Origin of the sequence: Paraburkholderia sp. Cpub6, from assembly GCF_014201065.1 — a bacterium.
Lineage (GTDB): Bacteria > Pseudomonadota > Gammaproteobacteria > Burkholderiales > Burkholderiaceae > Paraburkholderia > Paraburkholderia tuberum.
Genome location: NZ_JACHDM010000041.1, coordinates 14,689 through 34,947 on the forward strand (window position 1 = coordinate 14,689; position 20,259 = coordinate 34,947).

Here is a 20,259-nt window from a genome sequence, read left to right on the forward strand (position 1 = left end):
TCAGCGAGCCGAATAAATCGGACGTTTTATTCTGAATTCATTAGACAGAATATTGCATGAGATGGCAATAGAGTGTGCTTGCTAATCTCAGCTCACTGAAAGGCGGCGCCAGGGCGAACCTCAAGAATATCGGCATGCGCCGTGGCGCTCCGCGCGGGTCATAGATGTTTGAACACTCCGCACGCCAGAGTACGCAGTTCTTCGAACTGCGTGACGAGTTCGACACACAAAATGAAGGCCAGCATTGCAGAAGGTCCCGGATGGCGTTCGATCCATCGCAGCGCCGGGGTCGCGTAGCGCGCGCGGATCGCATCTCGAGTCAGGACCAAGGTAATCACGATGCCCACGGCGCCCCCTACCAACAAATCGGTCGGATAGTGAAAGCCGAGATAGGCCCGCGGAAGGCAAATGAAGAGCGCGGTATAGAGAAGCGCCAGCACGCCGATGCCCCGCCACACGAGGAAGATGCCGGTGGCGATGGCCATCCATAGCATGGCGTGATCGCTTGGGAACGAACTCCAGTCTGACAACTGCGCAGTCTGGGCCGCGCCGCTCGCGAACTGCAGATGAAGTTCGGCGCTATAGATGGGACGCACTCTAAATGGCAACCAGTGAGCCAGCAGCCTTCCGACGAAGAGCGCCACGACACCGCTGAGAAGCGTCGCGAGAACTATTTCGCGCCGCCATTCGGGGCGCCCGTCTTGCTGAAACCAGATCCACCAAAGCACGGCAATCAGTACCAGGCCTTTAAAGGTGTAGAGGTCGGCGATGGCTTGTATCGATTGGGTCGCGAAATGACCGAAGTGTATGCTGGACAGATATGTTTCGATGGTCGAATCGAAGCTGTTCATGTTCCTGTAATCGATATCTGCTAGTCGAAGCGGAAGGTCAGAATAATTGAGGCAAGCGACAACAAATGAGGCGCAGATAACGTTTGCTAGCAATTTGCCCGTCCGAGGCGGTGTTCGCGGCATGCGCCGCCTCAGTGCGAAGCCAGGGCCCGTTATGGCGCCCCCTTAACCCGCTCATGCGGATTCTCCACTCCCGCCATGCTCAGCGCCTCATGCAGCGTGCCGAAAATACAGCGCTCCTCGACGATCGGCGTGATTCCATGCCGATCCATATCCGAGCGCAAATAGCGATTCACCCGCGCAAAGACCACCTCGATCCCATTGCGCTTGAGCGCCGAGCACAACTCGCCCACCGAGCGCGCCGCCGAATAATCGACATCCGTAATCGCGCTCGCATCGACGACGAACCAGCGCACGGCGTTCGGTGCGTGATCGATCAGGCGGCGCGTATCGTCGACGAAAAAATGATCGTTCGCGTAGAACAGATCGGCGCCGAAACGATACACGATCAACCCCGGCGCGGTCTCCACGCCGGGCACCGCCGGCACCGGCACCCACATGCCGTCGCCGTTGGGCGCGAGCATCATCGTGTGGGGGCGGTAGCTGTGTCGCACGTGACGCAGCAACGACAACGCGACGGCGACCAGAATGCCGTGCTCGACGCCGATCAGCACGACCGCCGCCGCCGTGAACAAAGCCAGCGCGAATTCGCCGGGACTTTCGCGGCGAATCGAAAAGAGCGACTGCAGATTGATCAGGCCGACCGCGATCGTAAACACGATGCTCGCGAGAATGCAGTGCGGCAGATACTGCAGATAGCGGCTGAAAAACAGCAGCACGACCACCACGACCGCCGCGAACACGAGCTGCGCGAACTGGCTGCGCGTGCCGGCGCGATCGGCCATCGCGGTCTGCGTCAGGCTGCCGTTGACGACGAACGCGCCGGAAAACGCCGCCGCGGCGTTGGCGGCCGCGATGCCGAGCAGGTCTGCGTTGGTATCGACCGGCTCGTGATAGCGGTCGGCGAACACCCGGCTCGCCGCGGCGCTTTGCGCGACGATCATCACGAAGCACGACGCCGCGACCGGCACGAGATCGAGCATCTGCTGCCACGTCACCGACGGAATCCGCAGCGGCGGCAATCCGCCATCCACCGGTCCGAGGATGGAGATGCCGTGCGCGGCGAATCCGAACACATCGCTCGCGGCAATGCCCGCGACGACCGCGACCAACGGCACCGGCAGGCGCGGCCGGAAACGTTTGCAGACGAGAATCGCGGTCACCACGAGCAGCGAGATCGCCAGTGTCGGCCGATTGATCTGCGCGGCGTCGCTCACGACGAGCAGCAGTTGTTTCACGCTGCTCGCCGCATGTCCGGGCACGCCGAGCATGTCGCCGAGCATCGCGATGCCGACTTGCACGCCGACGCCCGCAAGAAAGCCGACCAGCACCGTTCGCGACAGGAAATCGGCGAGAAAGCCGAGCTTGAAGATGCGCGCGACAAACAGCAACGCGGCCGTCAGCAACGCGACCATCGCCGCGAGCGCCGCATACCCGGCGCTCGACGCGGGCGCCATCGTCGAAAGACGACTCGCGAAGATCGTCGCGGTGGCCGAATCGGCGGCGACGACCAGATGCCGCGAGGCACCGAAGAACGCGAACGCGACGAGCGGCAGGAACACCGTGTAGAGCCCGGTGACGGCCGGCATGCCGGCAATGCGCGCATAGCCGAGGACCTGCGGAATATCCATCGACGCAAGCTGCACACCGGCCAGCGCATCGCGCGCCGCCGCAATCCGGCTCAAAGGAAGAACGCCCTTCAGCACGCTGGCACGCGCCGCCATTTTTTGCAGAGAATCTTGCATACGCGATGCTGACCTAAAACGAAAGTAATCGCGCATCGTGCCGCGAACTGGCGCGCCAAGGCAAGACTTATGAAAGGGAGAACGGGCTATTGACGAAAACGAGAAAGCAAACCGAAAGAACGCAAACGATTGCCCCTTTCAAGCGCACAACAAACTAACGGACGTTAATCGCAAAGCGAAAATCTCCACGGCGCAGCCGCGGAAAAAACGCGCGAAGAAGATCTACCGTTTGAATTGCCCTGTCTGCGGGTCCACATGGCGCGCGAAACCGAACAGCGCAGCAATGCAGATCGGACAGGCGATCAGAAAAATGACCAGCATCACACTCACCCCGTAACAACTTGTTACCAGGAAGTGTAAAGAAATTTGAAGTAAGTTTAATGAGGGAAAACCGCAAAGCACTATTGCGCAGGATTACGGGAGGCTTAAAAAGATCCTCCGATGCGTAAGTGAAAACGCGAGTAAGCGCACCTGCCGCGCGTGAAAAACCGCGCGGAAATATCCGTTGGACTTCAAGGAAAACCCCGCCGCGCATTGTTGGCAGCCGCGCCCCTACTTCGTTCGCAGGTCTGCACACCGCCTGCATACGACAGCCGCCACGGCGCGCGTCCGCGCGCCAGGCATCACACCGCCACGATTAGGCAAACCCTTCTACCGCTTTGCGCCGCGCGTATTTTTCTTCGGCATCGGCGCTGGTCCGACCGATTCGCGCATCGTCACGCTGAGCGGAAACTCGCGCAAGATCTCCCAGGCGGTGCCGTAACACTGGTTGATGAGCCAGCGCACCGCGTTTTGCGTAAGTTCCCCGGTTGGAATATGCACCGACGTGAGCCCGGGCGCCGCGTAGGCGGCCGAGTAGTCGTCGTCGTAGCTGATCACGGAGATGTCGTGCGGCACCGAAATGCCCGCCTGGTGAAAGCGCGCGAGCACGCTGACCGCCATCGTGTCGTTCGCGCAGAACAGGCCGGTCACGCGCCGCTGCGTCTCGAGCAGCTTCTGCGCGGCCGCGTAGCCGCCTTCGGGCGAAAAGTCGGATTCGATCAGCGTGACGTCGTCGCGCGCAATGCCGGCTCGCGCGAGCTCGGCGAAAAAGCCGTCGATCCGCATCACGTTGTCCGACGCGGTAGCGGGCCCGGAAATCACCGCGATGTCGCGATGCCCGTGATCGAGCAGCGTGCGCGCCGCGAGTTCGCCGCCGCGCCGATGATCCGCGCTGAACGACGCCTCGGGCAACTGCTCGAACGCGCGATTCAGGAACACCATCTTCGGATGCATGCCGTGCAGCATGATCAGGTCTTCGTCGTGCAGATCGTGGCTGATCACGACCACGCCATCGCAATCGCGGCCGATCAGAAAGCGCACCGCCTCGATCGCCTGCTCGCGCGGCGACACCTCGCCGCAACCGGTCGCGACCACGACATGGCGCCCCACCGCGCGCAGCTCGGTGTCGGTCTGCTTCAGAATGGTGCCGTAGTAGGAACCAAAGAAGGTCGGCACGAAGATGCCGATGATGCCGAGCTGCTGCGTCGCCATCGCCCGGCCGATCGACGACGGGCGGAAATTCAGCGCCTCAATCGCCGCCTTCACGCGCGCCGCGGCATCGGCGGAAATCGGTCCCTTGCCGGAAATGGCTCGTGAGGCGGTCGACATGCCCACGCCGGCCAGTTCCGCGACGTCCTTGAGTGTTGCCACGCGGTTCTCCATCAAGCCTGTCTCGACGGGCCGCTTCGCGCGAGACGCGCCGCGGCGTTATAAGCGCGCGCCGCTTGCTTCGTCGAATAGCGAGACGTGCGCGGCGTCGAACGAAAACGCCACGGTGTCATCCTCCGCAATCGGCGCTTTGGTCTGATCGATCGACGCGATCTGTTCGCCATGATAGTCGAGCCAGATCACGCGGTGGTTGCCCATCGGCTCCATCAGCGAAACTTTCGCGCGCTCGCTGGCGCCTTCCGTGATATGCACGTCTTCGGCGCGCACGCCGAGCACGCAGCGCACGCCCTGCGAGGGCGCCCCCTTGAACGCGTACGCCGACACGTCGATCCGCACCTGCCCAGTGCAAAAGTGAAGCGCGCCGTCGCGCGTCTCGAGCGTGCCCTTCAGCAGATTCATCGCCGGCGAGCCGAGGAAGGTCGCCACGAACAGATTGTTCGGCCGCGCATAGACCTCGGCCGGCGTGCCGAACTGCTGGATCACGCCGCCGCGCATCACGGCCATGCGCGTCGCGAGCGTCATCGCCTCGACCTGGTCGTGCGTCACGTAGATCATTGTCGCGCCCAGGCTGTGATGCAGCTGCTTCAGTTCGCGGCGCAGTTCGGTGCGCAGCTTCGCGTCGAGGTTCGACAGCGGTTCGTCGAACAGGAACACGTCGGCCTCTCGCACGATCGCGCGGCCGATCGCGACGCGCTGCCGCTGTCCGCCCGACAACTGCGACGGCTTGCGCTTGAGCAGCGGCCCCAGTTGCAGCATCTCCGACGCGCGGGCGACACGCCGCGCGATTTCCGCCTTCGGCGTGCCGTTGATGCGCAGCGCGAACGACAGGTTGCGCTCGACGCTCATGGTCGGATACAGCGCGTACGACTGGAACACCAGCGCGATGCGGCGATCCTTCGGATCGGCCCACGTCATGTCCTCGCCGGCGATCTCGATGCTGCCGTCGCTGACGTCGATCAATCCCGCGATGCTGTGCAACAGCGTGGACTTGCCGCAACCCGACGGTCCCAGCAGCACGACGAACTCGCCGGCGAGCACGTCGAGATCGAGGTTCTCGATCACCGTGTTCGAACCGAGGCGAATCGTCAGATTGCGGACCGCCACATTGGCGGGATGCGTGAGCGCCGCGGCGTCGGAGTCAACGTCAGCGCTTGCACCCGGCACGCCGGCCGCATCGATCGTATTAGCCATGTTTGCCATGCCCTACCCCTTGACGGCGCCCGACGCAATGCCGCGCACGAACCAGCGGCCCGAAATGAAATAAACCGCGAGCGGCACCAGCGACGTCAGGATCGTCGCCGCCATATTGACGTTGTAGAGCCGCTCGCCGGTCGTCGTGTTGATGATGTTGTTCAACTGCACCGTCATCGGCAGATTCTTCGTGCCAGCGAACACGAGGCCCAGAATGAAGTCGTTCCAGATGTTCGTGACCTGCATGATCAGCGCGACGACCATGATCGGCGTCGACATCGGCAGCATCAGTTGAAAGAAGATGCGCCAGAAGCTGCCGCCGTCGATGCGCGCGGCCTTGAACAGCTCCTGCGGAATCGACGCGTAGTAGTTGCGGAACAGCAGCGTCATCACCGGCATGCCGAACATCGTATGGATCAGCACGATGCCCGGCAGCGAGCTGAACAGATGCACGCTCGCGAGCACGCGCACGAGCGGATAGATCATTACCTGCACTGGAATGAACGCGCCGACGAGCAGCACGCCGAACAGCAGACCCGCGCCGCGGGGCCGCCAGAACGACAGCGCGTAGCCGTTCACCGCGCCGACCATGATCGACAGCACCGTGCTTGGCACGACGATACGCACCGAGTTCCAGAAGCCGACGCGAATGCCGTTGCAATCGAGCCCGGTGCAGGCCGACTGCCATGCGGCGCTCCACGCGTCGAGCGTGAAATGCATCGGCAAGCCGAGCAGATTGCCGAGGCGGATCTCGCTCATCGGTTTGACCGACGTGACCAGCATCACGTAGAGCGGCAGCAGAAAGAACACCGCCGCGGTGAGCAGAAACGCGTAGATGCCGAGCCGCGCCGGCGAGAACGCCGAGCGGCGGGGCCGCGTGCGCGCGCGATGCGGCATGCCGCCTTTGAGCGTGGAATCGAGCGTGTTCATCCTCTCTCCCCGCGCAGCGCCGCACGGCTGCGTGCATAGAAGAACGGCGCGAGCACCGCGAGCACCGTCGCCAGCAGCACGATCGATGCAGCCGACGCAAGGCCGATGTTCGCGCGCCCGAACAGATAGTCCATGATGAATTTGGCCGGCACTTCGCTCGCGGTGCCGGGGCCGCCCTGCGTCATCGCGACGACCGCGTCGTACAGCTTCACGACCATCACGAACAGCAGCACGAACGCGGTCGAGATCGACGGTCCGAGCATCGGCACCACGATGCTCGCGTACACGCGCCAGCGAGGAATGCCGTCGATGCGCGCGGCTTTCCACAACTCTTCGTCGATGCCGCGCAGGCCCGCGAGCAACAGCGCCATCACGAGGCCCGAAGCCTGCCACACGGTCGCGATCACGATCGTGTAGATGACCCAGTCCTGATCGACGATCCAGTCGAAGCGCGCATGCGCGAAGCCGAGATTGCGCAGCACCTGCTGCGCACCGAGCGCGGGATTCAGGATCCATTGCCACACGAGCCCGGTCGCGACGAACGACATCGCGTACGGATACAGAAACACCGTGCGCAACGCGCCTTCCGCGACCACGCGCTGATCGATAAAGATCGCCAGCAGCAAGCCGATCACCATGCACGCGATGATGAAACATGCGCCATAGATCACGATGTTCTGCAGCGACGTCAACCAGCGGTCGTTGTGAAAGAGCCGCACGTACTGCGTGAAGCCCACGAAGTCGTGCGACGGAAACGTGTGCGAATTGCTGAGCGACACGCGCGCGGTCCAGACCATCGTGCCCAGGTACGTGAACACGACGGTCAGGAGCATCGGCAGCAAGGCCAGCCAGACCGCGATCGAAAACCGCCGGTTCAGCGGCTTGTTTCGCGGTTTGGGGTGCGACTTGTCCTGTGGTTTCGAACCCTCGGCTGGCAGCTTGAGCGCGTGCATGGCGAGGCCTAGCCCTTCAACGCGCTGGCGAACGCTTTCTGCGCGTCGTCGACGGACTCGTTCTTGTTCCAGAAGTTCGTCACGACGTCAGTCAGCGCACCCTGCGTATCGGGCGACAGCAGCATTTCCGGATTCGGCAACTGGCGCGACTTGTCCTTCATGATCGCGATGCCCTCCTTGGCGCAGATGTCGAGGCTGCTTGCGTCGACGTCAGACCGGATCGGAATCGAGCCCTTCTTCGCGCTGAACGCGACCTGCGCGGACGGCGAGGTCATCACCGTGGCGAGCAGATTCTGCGCCTTGATCGCCGACGCGCTGTCGGTCTTCGGGAACACGAAGACGTCGCCCGCGACCAGATACGGCGAACGAGGACCGAAGCCCGGGAAGCAGCCGAAGTCCTTGCCCGCCGTTTGATTCGCCGCGACGAACTCGCCCTTCGCCCAGTCGCCCATGATCTGAACGCCGGCCTTGCCCGAAGTCACGAGCGCGGTCGCGTCGTTCCAGTTGCGGCCAGGCGAGCCCGGATCGACGAAATCGTGCAGCCGCTTGAACGACACGAGCACCTTCTTGAACGCATCGGAGTTCACCGCGTTCTGATCGTGATCGCGATAGACCTTCATATACAGGTCCGGGCCACCCACATCGGCGAGCACCGCGTCGAACGTGATCTTCTCCTGCCACGGCTGGCCGCCGAACGCGAGCGGAATCACGCCCGCGCTCTTCAGCTTGCCGAGATCGGCGATGAATTCGTCGTAGCTTTTGGGCTCGCTCGCGATGCCCGCTTTCTGGAACACCGGCTTCGAGTAGAAGAACCACGCGGGCATATGAATGTCGACCGGCGCCGCGTAGAAATGGCCCTTCACGCGGATACTGTCGAGAATCGACTGCGGGAAAATGCCGTTCCAGTTTTCTTTCGCGGCGACGTCGTCGACGTTATTCAGGAGTCCCTGGTCGATCAGATCGTGAAACTGCTTCGACGTATTGAACTGGGCGGCGGTGGGTGGATCACCGCCGACGATCCGGTTGATCGCGGTGGCACGCGCCTGATCTCCGCCGGCGACTGCGTTGTCGACCCATTGGCCGCCGGCCTTGTCGTACGCGACGGCAAACTGCCGAATCGCGGCCGACTCGCCGCCCGAGGTCCACCAGTGAATCACGTTAGCCTTGAGCGGTTCCGCATGCGCGACGACGCCATACAGCGCCAGTGCCGCAACTACGCCTCGCAAGACCATTCTGTTGCTGTTCATTCCGTCTCCTCCAGGCTGAGTGCCCGTGTGTCAAGTCGAAATACCAATCAGCTCCACCCGGTTTTACATCGTTGCTGCGTCGTTTTAATTGTGTTTATTGCGCTTGCGCGTTGCGATCTTGGAGGAATTTCGACACCAGCTCCGCGCTGCGCTTGACCGTACGCTTCTGCGTTTGGTAGTCGACGTGCACGATGCCGAAGCGCCGCTCATAGCCGAAAGCCCACTCGAAGTTGTCCATCAGCGACCACAGGAAATAGCCGCGCACGTCGACGCCCGCCTTGATCGCCTGATCGACCGCGGCGAGATGGCGCTTCAGGAACGAGATGCGCTGCGTGTCCTCGACGCGGCCGTCGATCACCTTGTCGTCCGATGCCATGCCGTTCTCGGTGATGTAGATCGGCGGCAGATTGGCATAGGTATCCCTGAAACCGGTCAACAGATCGCGAAGACCGTCAGGGCAAACCTCCCAGCCCATCTGCGTGCGCTCGACACCCTCGAGCGGCACCTCCTTGAAACCGTGCCCACCATCGCTCGCCACGTTGGTGCGGAAATAATAGTTGATGCCGAGAAAATCGAGCGGCGTATTGATCGTCTGCATGTCGCCTTCGAGCACGAGTGGCTCGCTGCCAGGCCACAACTCGAACAGGTCTTGCGGATACTCGCCCTTGAACAGCGGATCGAGAATCCACGCGTTGTGCTGAACTTCGAACAGCTCGGCCGCGCGACGGTCGGCGGCGCTGTCGCTATTCGGCGTGCCGCGCCCGACATTCGCGACGATGCCCTTGTGCGAGCGCGGATCGTTCGCGCGCAGCACCGGAATCGCGAGACCGTGCGCGAGCAGCAGATGATGCATGGCCTGCGCGGCGAAGCGCAGGTTCGAGAGTCCCGGCGCGTGATGGCCGTTGCCGTAGCCGAGGTACGCCGAACACCACGGCTCGTTGAGCGTCGCCCACGCATCGACGAGGCCGTGCAGCTCGCGGCTCATCAGATCCGCGTAATCGACGAAACGGTACGCGGTTTCGCGATTGAGCCAGCCGCCGCGATCCTCGAGATGCTGAGGCAGGTCCCAGTGATAAAGCGTGACGAAAGTCGTGATGTTCTTCTCTTTGAGCCGTTCGAGCAGGCGCTTGTAGAAGTCGAGCCCCTTGCGGTTCGGCGTGCCGTTTTCGTCCATCACGCGCGGCCATGCGGTCGACAGCCGGTACGCTTCGAGGCCGAGGCCCGCGAGCAGGTCGACGTCCTGTTCCCAGCGATGATAGTGATCGCACGCGACGGCGCCGGTGTCGCCGGCCAACACCTTGCCCGGTGTGGCCGAGAACGTGTCCCAGATCGACGGCAGGCGGCCGTCTTCGTTGACCGCGCCTTCGATCTGATACGACGCGGTGGCCGCGCCGAGCAGGAAGTCCTGGCGCCACAGCGACGAATCGGCGGGCGGTGTGAATGGATCGGTATGCGGGTCGCCGTGAGCGGCTGGACGGCTGGCGTCGATGACTGCGGATGCGTCGTTTGCCACGGATTCTCTCCTGCCAATGAGGTCGTTGAACCGGGTGTGGTGGAACTCGAGGCGCTCGCGTTCGGACTTACGGTGAACGCTTAAGTGGAAGCGCTTCCACACTGTCCAGCGAACGATAGCAGCGGGGAAATCGGCGCAGCAATCCGGGTTTGTCTGGAGGGGTTTCTGGCATGCGTGCGAGGGTGATGCGGCGCGCATCGAGGTTGTCCGACTGCAACGGATAGTTGCGGCTTCCGACGAAAATCCCTGGCAGCCGTGCAACGCAAAGTCTCGGATCGCCGACAATCGGCTTATCCACTGAAGCATGGAAGACGATTGCGATGAGCGAATTCAATCTGTCGGAACTCTACCGCGGCTATATCGCCTGCCTGAACACGCAGGACTGGTCAAAGCTGCGAGACTTCGTTGGCGAAGACGTGAAGTACAACGGCCAACGAATCGGTTTGTCCGGCTATCGCGAGATGCTGGAAAGAGACTTCCGCGAAATTCCCGACCTGCACTTCGAGATTCAGATGCTGGTTTGCGAGCCGCCACATATCGCAAGCCGATTGCATTTTGACTGCACACCAATCGGCTTGTTACTTGGGCTTCCCGTGCAAGGAAAACGGGTGGAGTTTTCCGAGAACGTTTTCTACGAGTTTGGTGACGGCAAGATCCAGCAAGTCTGGTCGGTCATCGATAAAGCCGCGATCGAGAGTCAGTTGTAGCGGCTCAAGGACACGCCGCGCTCACACGCTTCGCGCGGCAATTCTGCCATGTGGGGAAATGCCGCGGTTATCAGAAACGCCCGCATTTCACTTCGATTCTTTTTATCGGGCGAATGCGCTCGTCTATGGCTCGTCGTCCTCGCGATGGGGGTCGACGTCGGGATCGAGCGGCGGCTCATCCGGGTCCTGCGATGGACCGACGTCGGGCAGATCCGTCTGCACGACGTCGGACTGATCCGGGCGGATCGGGTTTTCGTCCTTGTTCGGTGTGGTTGCCATGGCCGGTCCTCCTTAGGTCGTTGCTATGCTGAAGCGGCAGCAAGTTCCGCTCCCGATCCAGACGCGGCCATGCCCCTTCCGGTCACAAATCGAAGCCCATTTGCGCACGGCCAAGCTCGGTGAGATCGTCTGGCGTCGCGCGGCCGACGAAATCGACTTCGAAATGATCGGCCGGAAAATCCGGCGGGCTCCTGCCTTCGAGAAAGCCCGGCAGTTGCCGCTTCAGATACGCATCGTTCTTCGCGCAGCCCGGCAGCGAAGCGATATACATCACGTTGCTATAGCCGTTGCCGCGATGCGCGTCCTCGACCGCGTGAATGACGTCGCTATGCCAGAACACGGTGTCGCCCGCCTGCATCAGCGGAATCGACGACAGCGCATGAAACAGCGGCGCGTGATATCCGGACTTGATCGACAGCGCGCGCCCCGGCATCGCTCCGCACAGATCGTCTTCGGCGACATCATCCTGAAGCGCGCGCAACAGGATGTAGACCATCGAGTTCGCCATTGGCACCAACTGCAGCGTGCCGTCGCCGGGGCCCTGCGGCGTCAGCGCGGTCCAGCCTTGAAACGTGCGGAACATCGAACAGACGGCCGGCGATGCGATCTCCTCGACTTCGGTTCGCCACGCGGCGTCGAACGGATCGTAGTCGCGCCAGTGGCCCGAGAACACATGGCGATAGACCTTGCGGAAGTTCGGCTCGATCCAGCGCTCCACCGAACCGCCGTCGCAATGCGCCGACAACCCGAGCGATTCCGAGCCGGGCGGCCGACGGCGCAGGCGGTCCGCATACACCGGCACATGGTTCGGATCGAAATGCACGCGCCCTTCGCTTTCGGTGCGCCACAGCCGGTTCAGGAACACGCGGGCCTGCGTGAGCTCGGTCGATTGCCGCGCGAGCACCTGCGGTTTCGACCAGTACACACCGTAGATTTGCGGCTTGCTCGAGGCGAGCTGCCCAAAGTACTTGTCTTCCGCACGATTCTGCAGCTTTGCGTCGAGGTCGTTGCGCTCGACGTAGTCGGCGATGTCCTGATCCCATTGCTCGACGAGCGACCGGCCGAACACCTTGCGGATCACACAGGCGCCGCGAGCTTTGACGAGCGCGATCTGCTCGTCGGTGACCCGGTTCGCCACGATGTCGGCGAACTGGATTTCCGGAATGACCGGCTCGCCGCGCTCACGCAGCGTCGCGATTCGCTCCGCCTCCTTCGTCATCGCCGCTTCGACGTCGGCGAACACGTCGCGGTAGTTCGGCAGCATCGCGCGCAGTTGGCGCTTCGCTTGACGGATGGCTGCCGGCAGGTCGTCGATTTGCAAGGCCATTGCATCGTCTCCATGTGGTTTCTGATGCTTGAAGCGTACGCGAACGATCGCCGCCTGCGTGATACTATCCGGTCAAAGATTTGACGATTTCGGACATGAAAGCCGCTTTTGAACATGTGGATTTTGGCCGCGACTGTTCGGTCAGGGTTTACCACCGCCGGCTGCCCCGCATCCCTTTCGAATGGCACCACCATCCCGAGTACGAGCTGACGCTGACGATGAACAGTCAGGGCAAGCGGTACATCGGAGACTCCGTCGCGACCTACGGCGCGGACGATCTGGTGCTGGTGCCGCCGAATCTGCCGCACACTTGGGCCTCGAACCGTTCGATCGACGCGGCGCACCCGCAGGTCGCGATCGTCGTATGGTTCGACGGCGCGTGGGTGCGGCGACTCGCCGATGTCTGCCCCGAATACAACGGACTTTGCGACCTGTTGCGCAGAGCGGCCTGCGGCCTCGCGTTCGAAGACGGTGCCGGCACACGCATGCGCGAACACCTCGACCGCCTGCTGTCCGACAAACCGCGCGAACGCTTGCAGGCGGCGCTCGATGTACTGGATCTGCTGTCGGCGCTCCCCGCCACGCCGCTCGCGTCCCCAAGCGCATTCGACGCGCGAACCGGCACGCCGACTGGCCACGAATCCGATCAGATCAATCGCGTGCTCGCGTTGATCGAAACACAGTTCGCGTACCCGCTTCGGCTTTCCGCGCTGGCCAAGGCGTCGAGGCTTTCCGAGCGCTCGTTGACGCGGCATTTCACGCAGCATCTTGGCGAGAGCGTCGGGCGCTACGTGACGCGCGTACGAATCGGCCACGCATGCCGGATGTTGACCGATACGCAAGCGCCGATTTCCGTCATTGCGACGCGCTCCGGATTCGCGAACGTCGCGAATTTCAACCGGCAATTCAAAGCCGCCAAGGACATGACGCCGGTTGAATTCAGGCAGCAGTTCGCGGGCGCGCGGCGGGCGGAGCAACAGATGTCGCCAATGCTCACCGAGCGCTCGCCTTCTCTGCAGAGACTTCGCAACAAAGGAGACGGCAAGCGGATGTCTCGGCCCGCGCGTGCAGGCCGGCAGTCCGAATGACCGGACTACTCGGCGAGCAATCCCTGCAGGCGCCAGACATTTTTTGCACGTCCGGGGGAGTACTTGCAGCAAGGGTGGGGCCAGGGATTTTATGGCGCAGACTATGCGCTGGCGGCGAAATTTCAACGCGACGGCAACGCGCGGCTGGTCGACTGCAATACCCGACTCTGGAGGCACTCCATGAACGAACAAGCGATACGTGAAGCCTTGAACGCACACTGGCGAGCGTCGGCGGACGGCGATCTCGACGCCGAACACGCTATCTACGCCGACGATGCGATCTGCGACTATCCCCAATCAGGCGAGCGAATTCATGGACGAACCAATTTGCAGGCTCTGCGCGGCCATCATCCCGGCAAGCCATCGGGTTTCGCGATCAGGCGAATTCAAGGCGAGGGCAATCTGTGGATCACCGAGTACACGATCAACTATCAGGGGCGCATCGCTTACACGGTCAGCGTGATGGAGTTCCGCGAAGGCAAGGTCGTCCACGAGACGCAGTATTTTGCTGATCCGTTCGAGGCCCCGGATTGGCGGAGTCAATGGGTTGAGCGGACCGCGTGAAAAAACGCGCGGCGGCCGTGTAGGACCAAGGTCCGATTGATGACAAACGCGCGCATGCGACTATGCTTCGAGGGGGCTGAAGCCCGAACTTGACGAGGTTCGCTATGCGGCAGGCCAAGATCGTTATCGTCGGCGCGGGGCTGGTCGGGGGATCGGCAGCCCTGCTCGTGGCATTGGCCATTCCGAGTGCGAAAGTCGTCATGATCGATGTCGCGCGGGTGCGCGCTGAGGGACAGGTTCTCGATCTCGCCCACGCCGCGGCATTCTGGGGGCACAGCCGTTTTCGCGCAGGGGACTACGAAGACGCGCGTGACGCCGACATCGTCGTGATCACGGCCGGCGCCGGCGTCAAACCCGGCGAGACGCGCCTGCACCTTGCCAGAACCAATGCGGACATCGCGACCGAAATCGTCGGGCGGATCGCGCCGCTCGCGCCCGACGCCATCTATCTGATCGCGACCAACCCATGCGACGTGCTGACCGGCGCCGTTTACGACCAATTGCGTTGCGAGCGCGAGCGCGTCATCAGCACGGGAACCTCGCTCGATACCGGGCGGCTGCGCTCCCTGCTGTCCGAGCGGCTCGGCGTGGTGGCCTCCGCGATTCACGCCTATGTGCTCGGCGAGCACGGCGAATCGGCCGTGATCCAGTGGTCCGCCGCAACGGTCTGCGGCATGCCCCTCGAGACCTTCCTGACGCGCAACGGCAAGGAGCTGGGCCCCGCCAGCAGGGATCTGATCCTGCGCTCCGTCCACGAGGCGGCGAAGCTCATCAAGGAAGGCAAAGGCGCCACCCATTACGGCATCGCCAGCGCGATAGGAAGGATCTGCGAGGCCATCGTGCACGACACCGATCTGATTCTCACGGTTGGCATCGTCCAGCCCGAAGTGGAAGGCGTACCGGACGTGTGCGTGTCGCTGCCAATGGTCGTCAACGGCGCGGGCGCGCGGTTGATCGCCTATCCGGAACTCGACCCTATCGAGCGCGAGACCTTGCTAGGTAGCGCGCGCATCGTCAAGGACGCGACGGAAAGGGTGCTCCACGAGCGGTGACGCCTTCCCGCGCACTCCGAAAATACCCAACCACGCCGGCACGAGGTCCATCATGGCTCCTACACCTGCCAAGGTTTCACGGCCCACCAGCTCGCCTCCCGCCACGCCGAAGCCCTCGGTCGGACTGCCGGCCGGTGTCTGGAAATATCTGGTACCGATCGCGGTCGGCGTCGCGCTGTGGTTTCTGCCCGCGCCCGCCGGCCTCCAGCCGAAGGCGTGGCATATGTTCGCCGTGTTCGTCGCGACCATTGCCGGCATCATGACCGCCCCGCTGCCGATGTCGGTGGTTGCCATCATCGGCTCGACCATTGGCGTGCTCGTCGGCGTTCTGTCGTTTGCCGACGTCACCAAATCCACCGGCACCGACCTCGTATGGCTCGTGATGCTCGCGTTTTTCATTTCACGCGGCGTGATCAAGACCGGCCTTGGCCGCCGGATCGCGCTTCTGTTCATGCGATTGCTGGGAAAGCGAACGACGGGGCTCGGCTACGGGCTCGTGTTGACCGAACTCGTGATCTCCCCCGCGATGCCGAGCATCACCGCGCGCGCGGGCGGCGTGATGTTGCCGATCACGCGAGCCATTTCCGAAGTGCTGGGCAGTCACGCCGACGATCCGGAATCACGCGTGAAGGTGGGACGCTACCTGATTCTCTGCGCCTTCCACGCGAACATCATCACGGCGGGCATGTTCATCACGGCAATGGCGGGCAATCCGCTGGCGGTCAGGCTGGCCGCGGACCAGGGCGTGTCGATCAGCTGGCTCGACTGGGCGGTGGCGGCGTCGATCCCCGGTCTGCTGTGCCTCGCCGTGATTCCGATCGCCATGCTGTGGATCGTCCCGCCGCAGGTCAGACGCACCCCCGATGCCACCGACCTCGCGCAACGAGAGCTCACGACGATGGGGCCCATCTCGGTCAAAGAAATCATCATGGCGTGCATCTTCGTCGGCTTGCTGGTGCTGTGGGTGTTCGGCGACGATCTCGGCGTCGGCGCGACGCTCGCGGCGGCGATCGGCGTTTCGTTGCTGTTCATCAGCGGCGTGCTGACCTGGCAGGACGCGCTGAACGAGAAGTCCGCCTGGGACACGATGATCTGGATCGGCCTGCTCATCATGCTGGCCTCCAAGCTCAACGAATATGGCATGGTGAGCTGGTTCGGCAAGGAATTCGGCGCGCATCTCGCGGGCTTTCCGATGCTGGCGGTCTATATGATGGTGGCGGCGATCTACGTTTACATTCACTACTTTTTCGCCAGCGCCACCGCGCATATCAGCGCGCTGTTTCCGCTCTCCATGGCACTGATGGTCGCCGCCGGCGTCCCGCCCTTCGTCGCCGCAGTCTCGCTCGGGATTCTGAGCAATGTGAACGGCTGCCTGACGCAATATGGCATCGGCTCCGGTCCCGTCATGTTCGGCGCGGGCTATGTGACCCAGGGCGAATGGTGGAAGGCGGGATTTTTGATGAGCCTGTTTTACATGGTGGCCTGGCTGGTCGTTGGGCCGCTTTGGTGGAAGGTGCTGGGGCACGTATGAGACAACGCGACTTTCGCCGCGCGGCTCGTACGGCCCGCGCACACGTGATCCTGCTCCGCTTCCCGCTTCGTCAATCGCGAGCGGTCATGACCCGCGCAACTTCCCCGCTCGTCATCGATCGCCGCCGATCACCGCGACGCCGTCCGCAGCCCTGACGCCCGCGCCGGCCCTCCAATGCAACGCTTCAGTTGCCCGTGCCGCCAGTCTCGAAGGTTCCCCGATCATAAGCTTCGCAATAAGCCTTCCAGTCCGCCGCGACCTGCGCCTCACACTGCGTCGCAAGATCGATCAACGGCAGTTGCCAATCGCGCCGACTGCCAAACGCGATCAGATCGTCCGCGATCGCCGACTTCTGCCGCCCTCCGCTGCGCAGATGCGCCCACGCGCTCAACTCGGCCATGCTGTTGATCACTGCCTCGAGCCGCGGCAGCTTGCCGTCCCAGTCGGCAAGCGCGACGCGATCTTCCGACGGCTGCAAACTCCGCAGCACATAGGAGCGCTGGTTGAATTCCACCGCGTGCAAAAAGGCCTGCGAGACCGCCTGATTGCGCCGCTGCACTTCGACGACACGCTGTGCCTCGGTCTGCCACTTCGGCTGCGTCGCCGTCACGTGCGCACTCACCGATGACGGCAGCGCCTCTTTCAAATCGATCAGGTAGTTGCCATCGGGCGAGCCCTTGCCCTCGACCAGAATCACATAGCGATCGACACCGAGGCTGCCCGTCCCCGCAATGCGGCGCGCGACATCGAGCGTGCGGTAGAACTCGGGATTCGGCTCCGTCACCGCGAACTGCTGCATGAACTGCGCGACCGCGGCACGCCGTTCATCGCTGACGGGCAGCGCTTTCTTGCCGTCGACCTTCAGCATGCGCGTTTTGCCCTTGAGCACCGTGCGACGGTCCAGATGCGCGGCGCGCGTGCGGCTCGCGAGCGCGACGAACAGATCGCGCACCATGCCGGTCGCGGTCTCCGCTTCGATCCAGCGCGACTTGCCGTACGCGAGCGCGGCGCCATAGGCATCGAGCGCGGTGTGGCACAGCGCGAGCGCTTCAGCGCGGCTCAGCTTCAGGTTGGCCGCGCCGACCAGCACGCTCGTCAACAGACGCACGAGCTCGTACGGAACCGGCGCGAGACAGGCTTCGTCGAAGTCGTTGTTGTCGAAGTAGACGAGGCGATTGTCGCCCTTGTAGCTGCCGAAATTTTCGAGGTGCATGTCGCCGCAGATCCACACGTGCGGCGCGTCGTCGAGTACGTTCGCGCGCGGCAGACGCGCATAGAACAGGTGGCAGGTGCCGCGCAGAAACACGAACGGCGAGCCGCGCATGGCTTTGTATTTCATCGCGAGTCGTTCGGGGTCCCGCCCGGCGTTGAAGTTGGCGATGATCTTTGCGATATCGGACATAGCGGGTTCCGTTGAATGGGCAAGCTCGACGTGAGCTCCGTGCCTGCTGCTGTGACCTCGGGGCGTGCCGCGAATTCAATGCGGGTTCAACCCGGATGCAGTGACGTGGCTGTCGTTGCTTGTCGCGGCAGTGGCGATCGGTGGGCTGCTTGCCTACGGGTATCGCCAGTGGGCGCGCTCGACAGGCTCGAACTTCGAGTTCTATGCGTCGTTGTTGGCGTTCAACGCGACCGCGCTCCTGTTGCTGACGAACGCGCTATGGTGGTTCGGATACATGTCCAATGTCATCAATGTGTCGCATCCATTGTGCTTACGATCTGCTCGACTGGGCCTTTCCAGCGACCTCCGTCGCCATACTCGCCTTCGTGATGAGCGGGACGCGCTACGCGATAGCCAGCCATCGGCGCTGGCTCGCCTGGTCAGGTCGTCGCCGCGGTGAGCAAGGTGATTACATCGCCCGGCCCCACTCACCCCTCTCCACCGAACCTGCGCCGATACGCCCCTGGACTCGTCAACGCGATCCGGCGAAAATGCCGCCGCAACGACTCCTCCGACCCGAACCCCGCCAGCTCGGCGACACGCGCCATCGGCAGCGGCGTCGCGGCTTCGAGCAACTCACGCGCAAGCGCGACGCGCTCCCTGACGAGCCATTCATAAGGCGCCATGCCGGTCGCGTCGCGGAACTGCCGTTGCAGCGTGCGCGGGCTCATCGCCGCGCGCCCCGCGAGCGAGCGCAGCGTATGCGGCTCGGCCGCATGGCTGCGCACCCAGTCCATCAGCTTCGCGATACGTCCGCTTTCGTCGGGCGGCATCGGGCGCGGCACGAACTGCGCCTGGCCACCCTCGCGATGCGGCGGCACCACGAGCCGTTGCGCGACGCGATTCGCGACCGCGCCGCCATGATCGCGCCGCACCAGATGCAGCAGCATGTCGAGCCCGGCCGCCGATCCCGCCGACGTGATCACCTGCCCTTCATCGACATACAGCGCGTCGGGCTGCACACGCAGTTGCGGATAGCGCTGCTGCAACTTGTCCGCGTAGCGCCAGTGGGTCGTCACGGTCTTGCCGTCGAGCACGCCGGCCGCCGCGAGCACGAACACGCCCGAGCAGATCGAGCAGAGCCGCGCGCCACGCTCGTAAGCCGCGCGAAGCTTGCGCAGCAGCGCGGCCGGCGGCACCTCGTCGGCATCGCGCCAACCCGGAATGACGATCGTGTCGGCGCTCGCGAGCAGCTTCAGCGTGTAGGGCGCGGCCAGCGTGATGCCGCCCGCCGCGCGGATCGGACCGGGCTCGCTCGCGCAAACCGCGAAGCGATACCACGGCACGCCGAGCTCGGGACGCTCGAGCGCGAACAGTTCGGTCACGCAGCCGAATTCGAAGGTGCAAAGCCGGTCGTAGGCCAGCGCGACGACGAGATGATTGTGCATGGCGTAATGTTACCGAAGATTGACGATCACGCCACTTACCGGGCGCCCCGCCGCTCGTCACAATCGACCGTGCCTTGTCCCTGCACAATAGATCCGAAAAAATTAGCAATTGACTCGAAAAAAGCGCTGAGAAGCAAATCAATAGAATCGAAAAAAAGAAATTCGAATGAAAGATTCTCTTTTTTTACTGGTTACTATAGATTCTGCCGATATATCCGGGCACTTTGAGCTTAATCCGCGTTGAACGCTACCGGATAGTATTCCTCAACCTGCGACGCCTAGGGAAACGCTGATCAATGGACCAACTGCCCAAGTTGCGGGCGAGATGGCGTCGAATTTTCTGGATGACGAAGTGAATCGACACTCAGTTCGGTGAATTGGACGCGTAAACGAGCCTCCCTGCTCGCATTTTTCATACGCTTGACGGATTGCTCCCATGGACCGATCGCAACAGATTTCGCGCAATCACCAGATTCGCCAGAGCGAACAGGCTGAACAGTTGCGCGGTGTTCTTGGCCAAGCCCTTATATCGGGTCTTGCGATGATGAAACAGGTTCTTGACGATATGAAACGGATGCTCAACCCGCGAACGGATCTGCGCCTTGGTTCGCTCGACCGCCAT

General features: G+C 62.9%; 19 protein-coding genes. 5 read left to right on the forward strand and 14 right to left on the reverse strand.

What is annotated here, in order from left to right:
* Window positions 1-158: 158 nt before the first annotated feature.
* From HDG33_RS34705 to HDG33_RS34745, 9 genes are all read right to left on the reverse strand, one after another.
* Window positions 159-851: a phosphatase PAP2 family protein gene (locus HDG33_RS34705; protein ID WP_184040293.1), complete on the reverse strand. Its 693-nt coding sequence runs from the start codon at window positions 849-851 to the stop codon at window positions 159-161.
* 152 nt (window positions 852-1,003) lie between these two features.
* Window positions 1,004-2,716, reverse strand: a complete 1,713-nt coding sequence (locus tag HDG33_RS34710) for a SulP family inorganic anion transporter (protein WP_184040356.1) — start codon at window positions 2,714-2,716, stop codon at window positions 1,004-1,006.
* A gap of 651 nt (window positions 2,717-3,367) precedes the next feature.
* Window positions 3,368-4,420, reverse strand: a complete 1,053-nt coding sequence (locus tag HDG33_RS34715) for a substrate-binding domain-containing protein (RefSeq protein WP_184040296.1) — start codon at window positions 4,418-4,420, stop codon at window positions 3,368-3,370.
* Between the two features lie 45 nt (window positions 4,421-4,465).
* Window positions 4,466-5,626: an ABC transporter ATP-binding protein gene (locus tag HDG33_RS34720; protein ID WP_184040299.1), complete on the reverse strand. Its 1,161-nt coding sequence runs from the start codon at window positions 5,624-5,626 to the stop codon at window positions 4,466-4,468.
* Between the two features lie 3 nt (window positions 5,627-5,629).
* Window positions 5,630-6,547, reverse strand: a complete 918-nt coding sequence (locus HDG33_RS34725) for a carbohydrate ABC transporter permease (RefSeq protein WP_184040302.1) — start codon at window positions 6,545-6,547, stop codon at window positions 5,630-5,632.
* Window positions 6,544-7,500 (reverse strand): carbohydrate ABC transporter permease, encoded by a 957-nt coding sequence (locus HDG33_RS34730; protein ID WP_184040305.1) that lies wholly within the window; start codon window positions 7,498-7,500, stop codon window positions 6,544-6,546. The genes HDG33_RS34725 and HDG33_RS34730 overlap by 4 nt, the downstream gene beginning before the upstream one ends.
* A gap of 8 nt (window positions 7,501-7,508) precedes the next feature.
* Window positions 7,509-8,747, reverse strand: a complete 1,239-nt coding sequence (locus HDG33_RS34735) for an ABC transporter substrate-binding protein (RefSeq protein ID WP_184040308.1) — start codon at window positions 8,745-8,747, stop codon at window positions 7,509-7,511.
* 94 nt (window positions 8,748-8,841) lie between these two features.
* Window positions 8,842-10,260 carry a GH1 family beta-glucosidase gene (locus HDG33_RS34740; protein ID WP_184040311.1) on the reverse strand — a complete coding sequence of 473 codons (1,419 nt, stop codon included), beginning with the start codon at window positions 10,258-10,260 and terminating at the stop codon, window positions 8,842-8,844.
* Window positions 10,261-10,327: 67 nt separating this feature from the next.
* On the reverse strand, window positions 10,328-10,594 hold the full coding sequence (locus tag HDG33_RS34745) for a hypothetical protein (RefSeq protein WP_184040314.1): 267 nt from the start codon (window positions 10,592-10,594) through the stop codon (window positions 10,328-10,330).
* On the opposite strand from HDG33_RS34745, the gene HDG33_RS34750 reads away from it, so the two are divergent.
* Window positions 10,581-10,967: an ester cyclase gene (locus HDG33_RS34750; RefSeq protein ID WP_184040317.1), complete on the forward strand. Its 387-nt coding sequence runs from the start codon at window positions 10,581-10,583 to the stop codon at window positions 10,965-10,967. The genes HDG33_RS34745 and HDG33_RS34750 overlap by 14 nt on opposite strands.
* Before the next feature lie 123 nt (window positions 10,968-11,090).
* On the opposite strand, the gene HDG33_RS34755 is transcribed toward HDG33_RS34750, so the two are convergent.
* Both HDG33_RS34755 and HDG33_RS34760 read right to left on the reverse strand, forming a co-directional pair.
* The gene (locus tag HDG33_RS34755; protein WP_184040320.1) at window positions 11,091-11,246 is read right to left on the reverse strand and encodes a hypothetical protein; all 156 of its coding nucleotides are present in this window, start codon (window positions 11,244-11,246) and stop codon (window positions 11,091-11,093) included.
* Window positions 11,247-11,328: 82 nt separating this feature from the next.
* Complete coding sequence (locus HDG33_RS34760) at window positions 11,329-12,573, reverse strand: DUF1479 domain-containing protein (protein ID WP_184040323.1); 1,245 nt, start codon at window positions 12,571-12,573, stop codon at window positions 11,329-11,331.
* 95 nt (window positions 12,574-12,668) lie between these two features.
* Here HDG33_RS34760 and HDG33_RS34765 point away from each other — a divergent pair, with 95 nt between their 5' ends.
* The 4 genes from HDG33_RS34765 (at window position 12,669) to HDG33_RS34780 (ending at window position 16,808) form a co-directional block, all read left to right on the forward strand.
* Entirely contained in the window at window positions 12,669-13,661 is a 993-nt protein-coding gene (locus HDG33_RS34765) for an AraC family transcriptional regulator (RefSeq protein ID WP_184040326.1), read from the forward strand.
* 180 nt (window positions 13,662-13,841) lie between these two features.
* A complete protein-coding gene (locus tag HDG33_RS34770) occupies window positions 13,842-14,225 on the forward strand; it encodes a nuclear transport factor 2 family protein (RefSeq protein WP_090810122.1) in 384 nt (127 codons plus the stop codon).
* Between the two features lie 104 nt (window positions 14,226-14,329).
* Window positions 14,330-15,277 (forward strand): lactate/malate family dehydrogenase, encoded by a 948-nt coding sequence (locus HDG33_RS34775; protein WP_184040329.1) that lies wholly within the window; start codon window positions 14,330-14,332, stop codon window positions 15,275-15,277.
* A 52-nt stretch (window positions 15,278-15,329) separates the two neighbouring features.
* The gene (locus HDG33_RS34780; protein WP_184040348.1) at window positions 15,330-16,808 is read left to right on the forward strand and encodes a DASS family sodium-coupled anion symporter; all 1,479 of its coding nucleotides are present in this window, start codon (window positions 15,330-15,332) and stop codon (window positions 16,806-16,808) included.
* Between the two features lie 184 nt (window positions 16,809-16,992).
* On the opposite strand, the gene HDG33_RS34785 is transcribed toward HDG33_RS34780, so the two are convergent.
* From HDG33_RS34785 to HDG33_RS34795, 3 genes are all read right to left on the reverse strand, one after another.
* Window positions 16,993-18,210: a DUF2252 domain-containing protein gene (locus HDG33_RS34785; protein ID WP_184040351.1), complete on the reverse strand. Its 1,218-nt coding sequence runs from the start codon at window positions 18,208-18,210 to the stop codon at window positions 16,993-16,995.
* Between the two features lie 467 nt (window positions 18,211-18,677).
* Window positions 18,678-19,637, reverse strand: a complete 960-nt coding sequence (gene ftrA / locus HDG33_RS34790) for a transcriptional regulator FtrA (protein WP_090806428.1) — start codon at window positions 19,635-19,637, stop codon at window positions 18,678-18,680.
* Between the two features lie 412 nt (window positions 19,638-20,049).
* On the reverse strand, window positions 20,050-20,259 hold a 210-nt coding region (locus tag HDG33_RS34795), incomplete at its 5' end, for a transposase (RefSeq protein WP_184040354.1).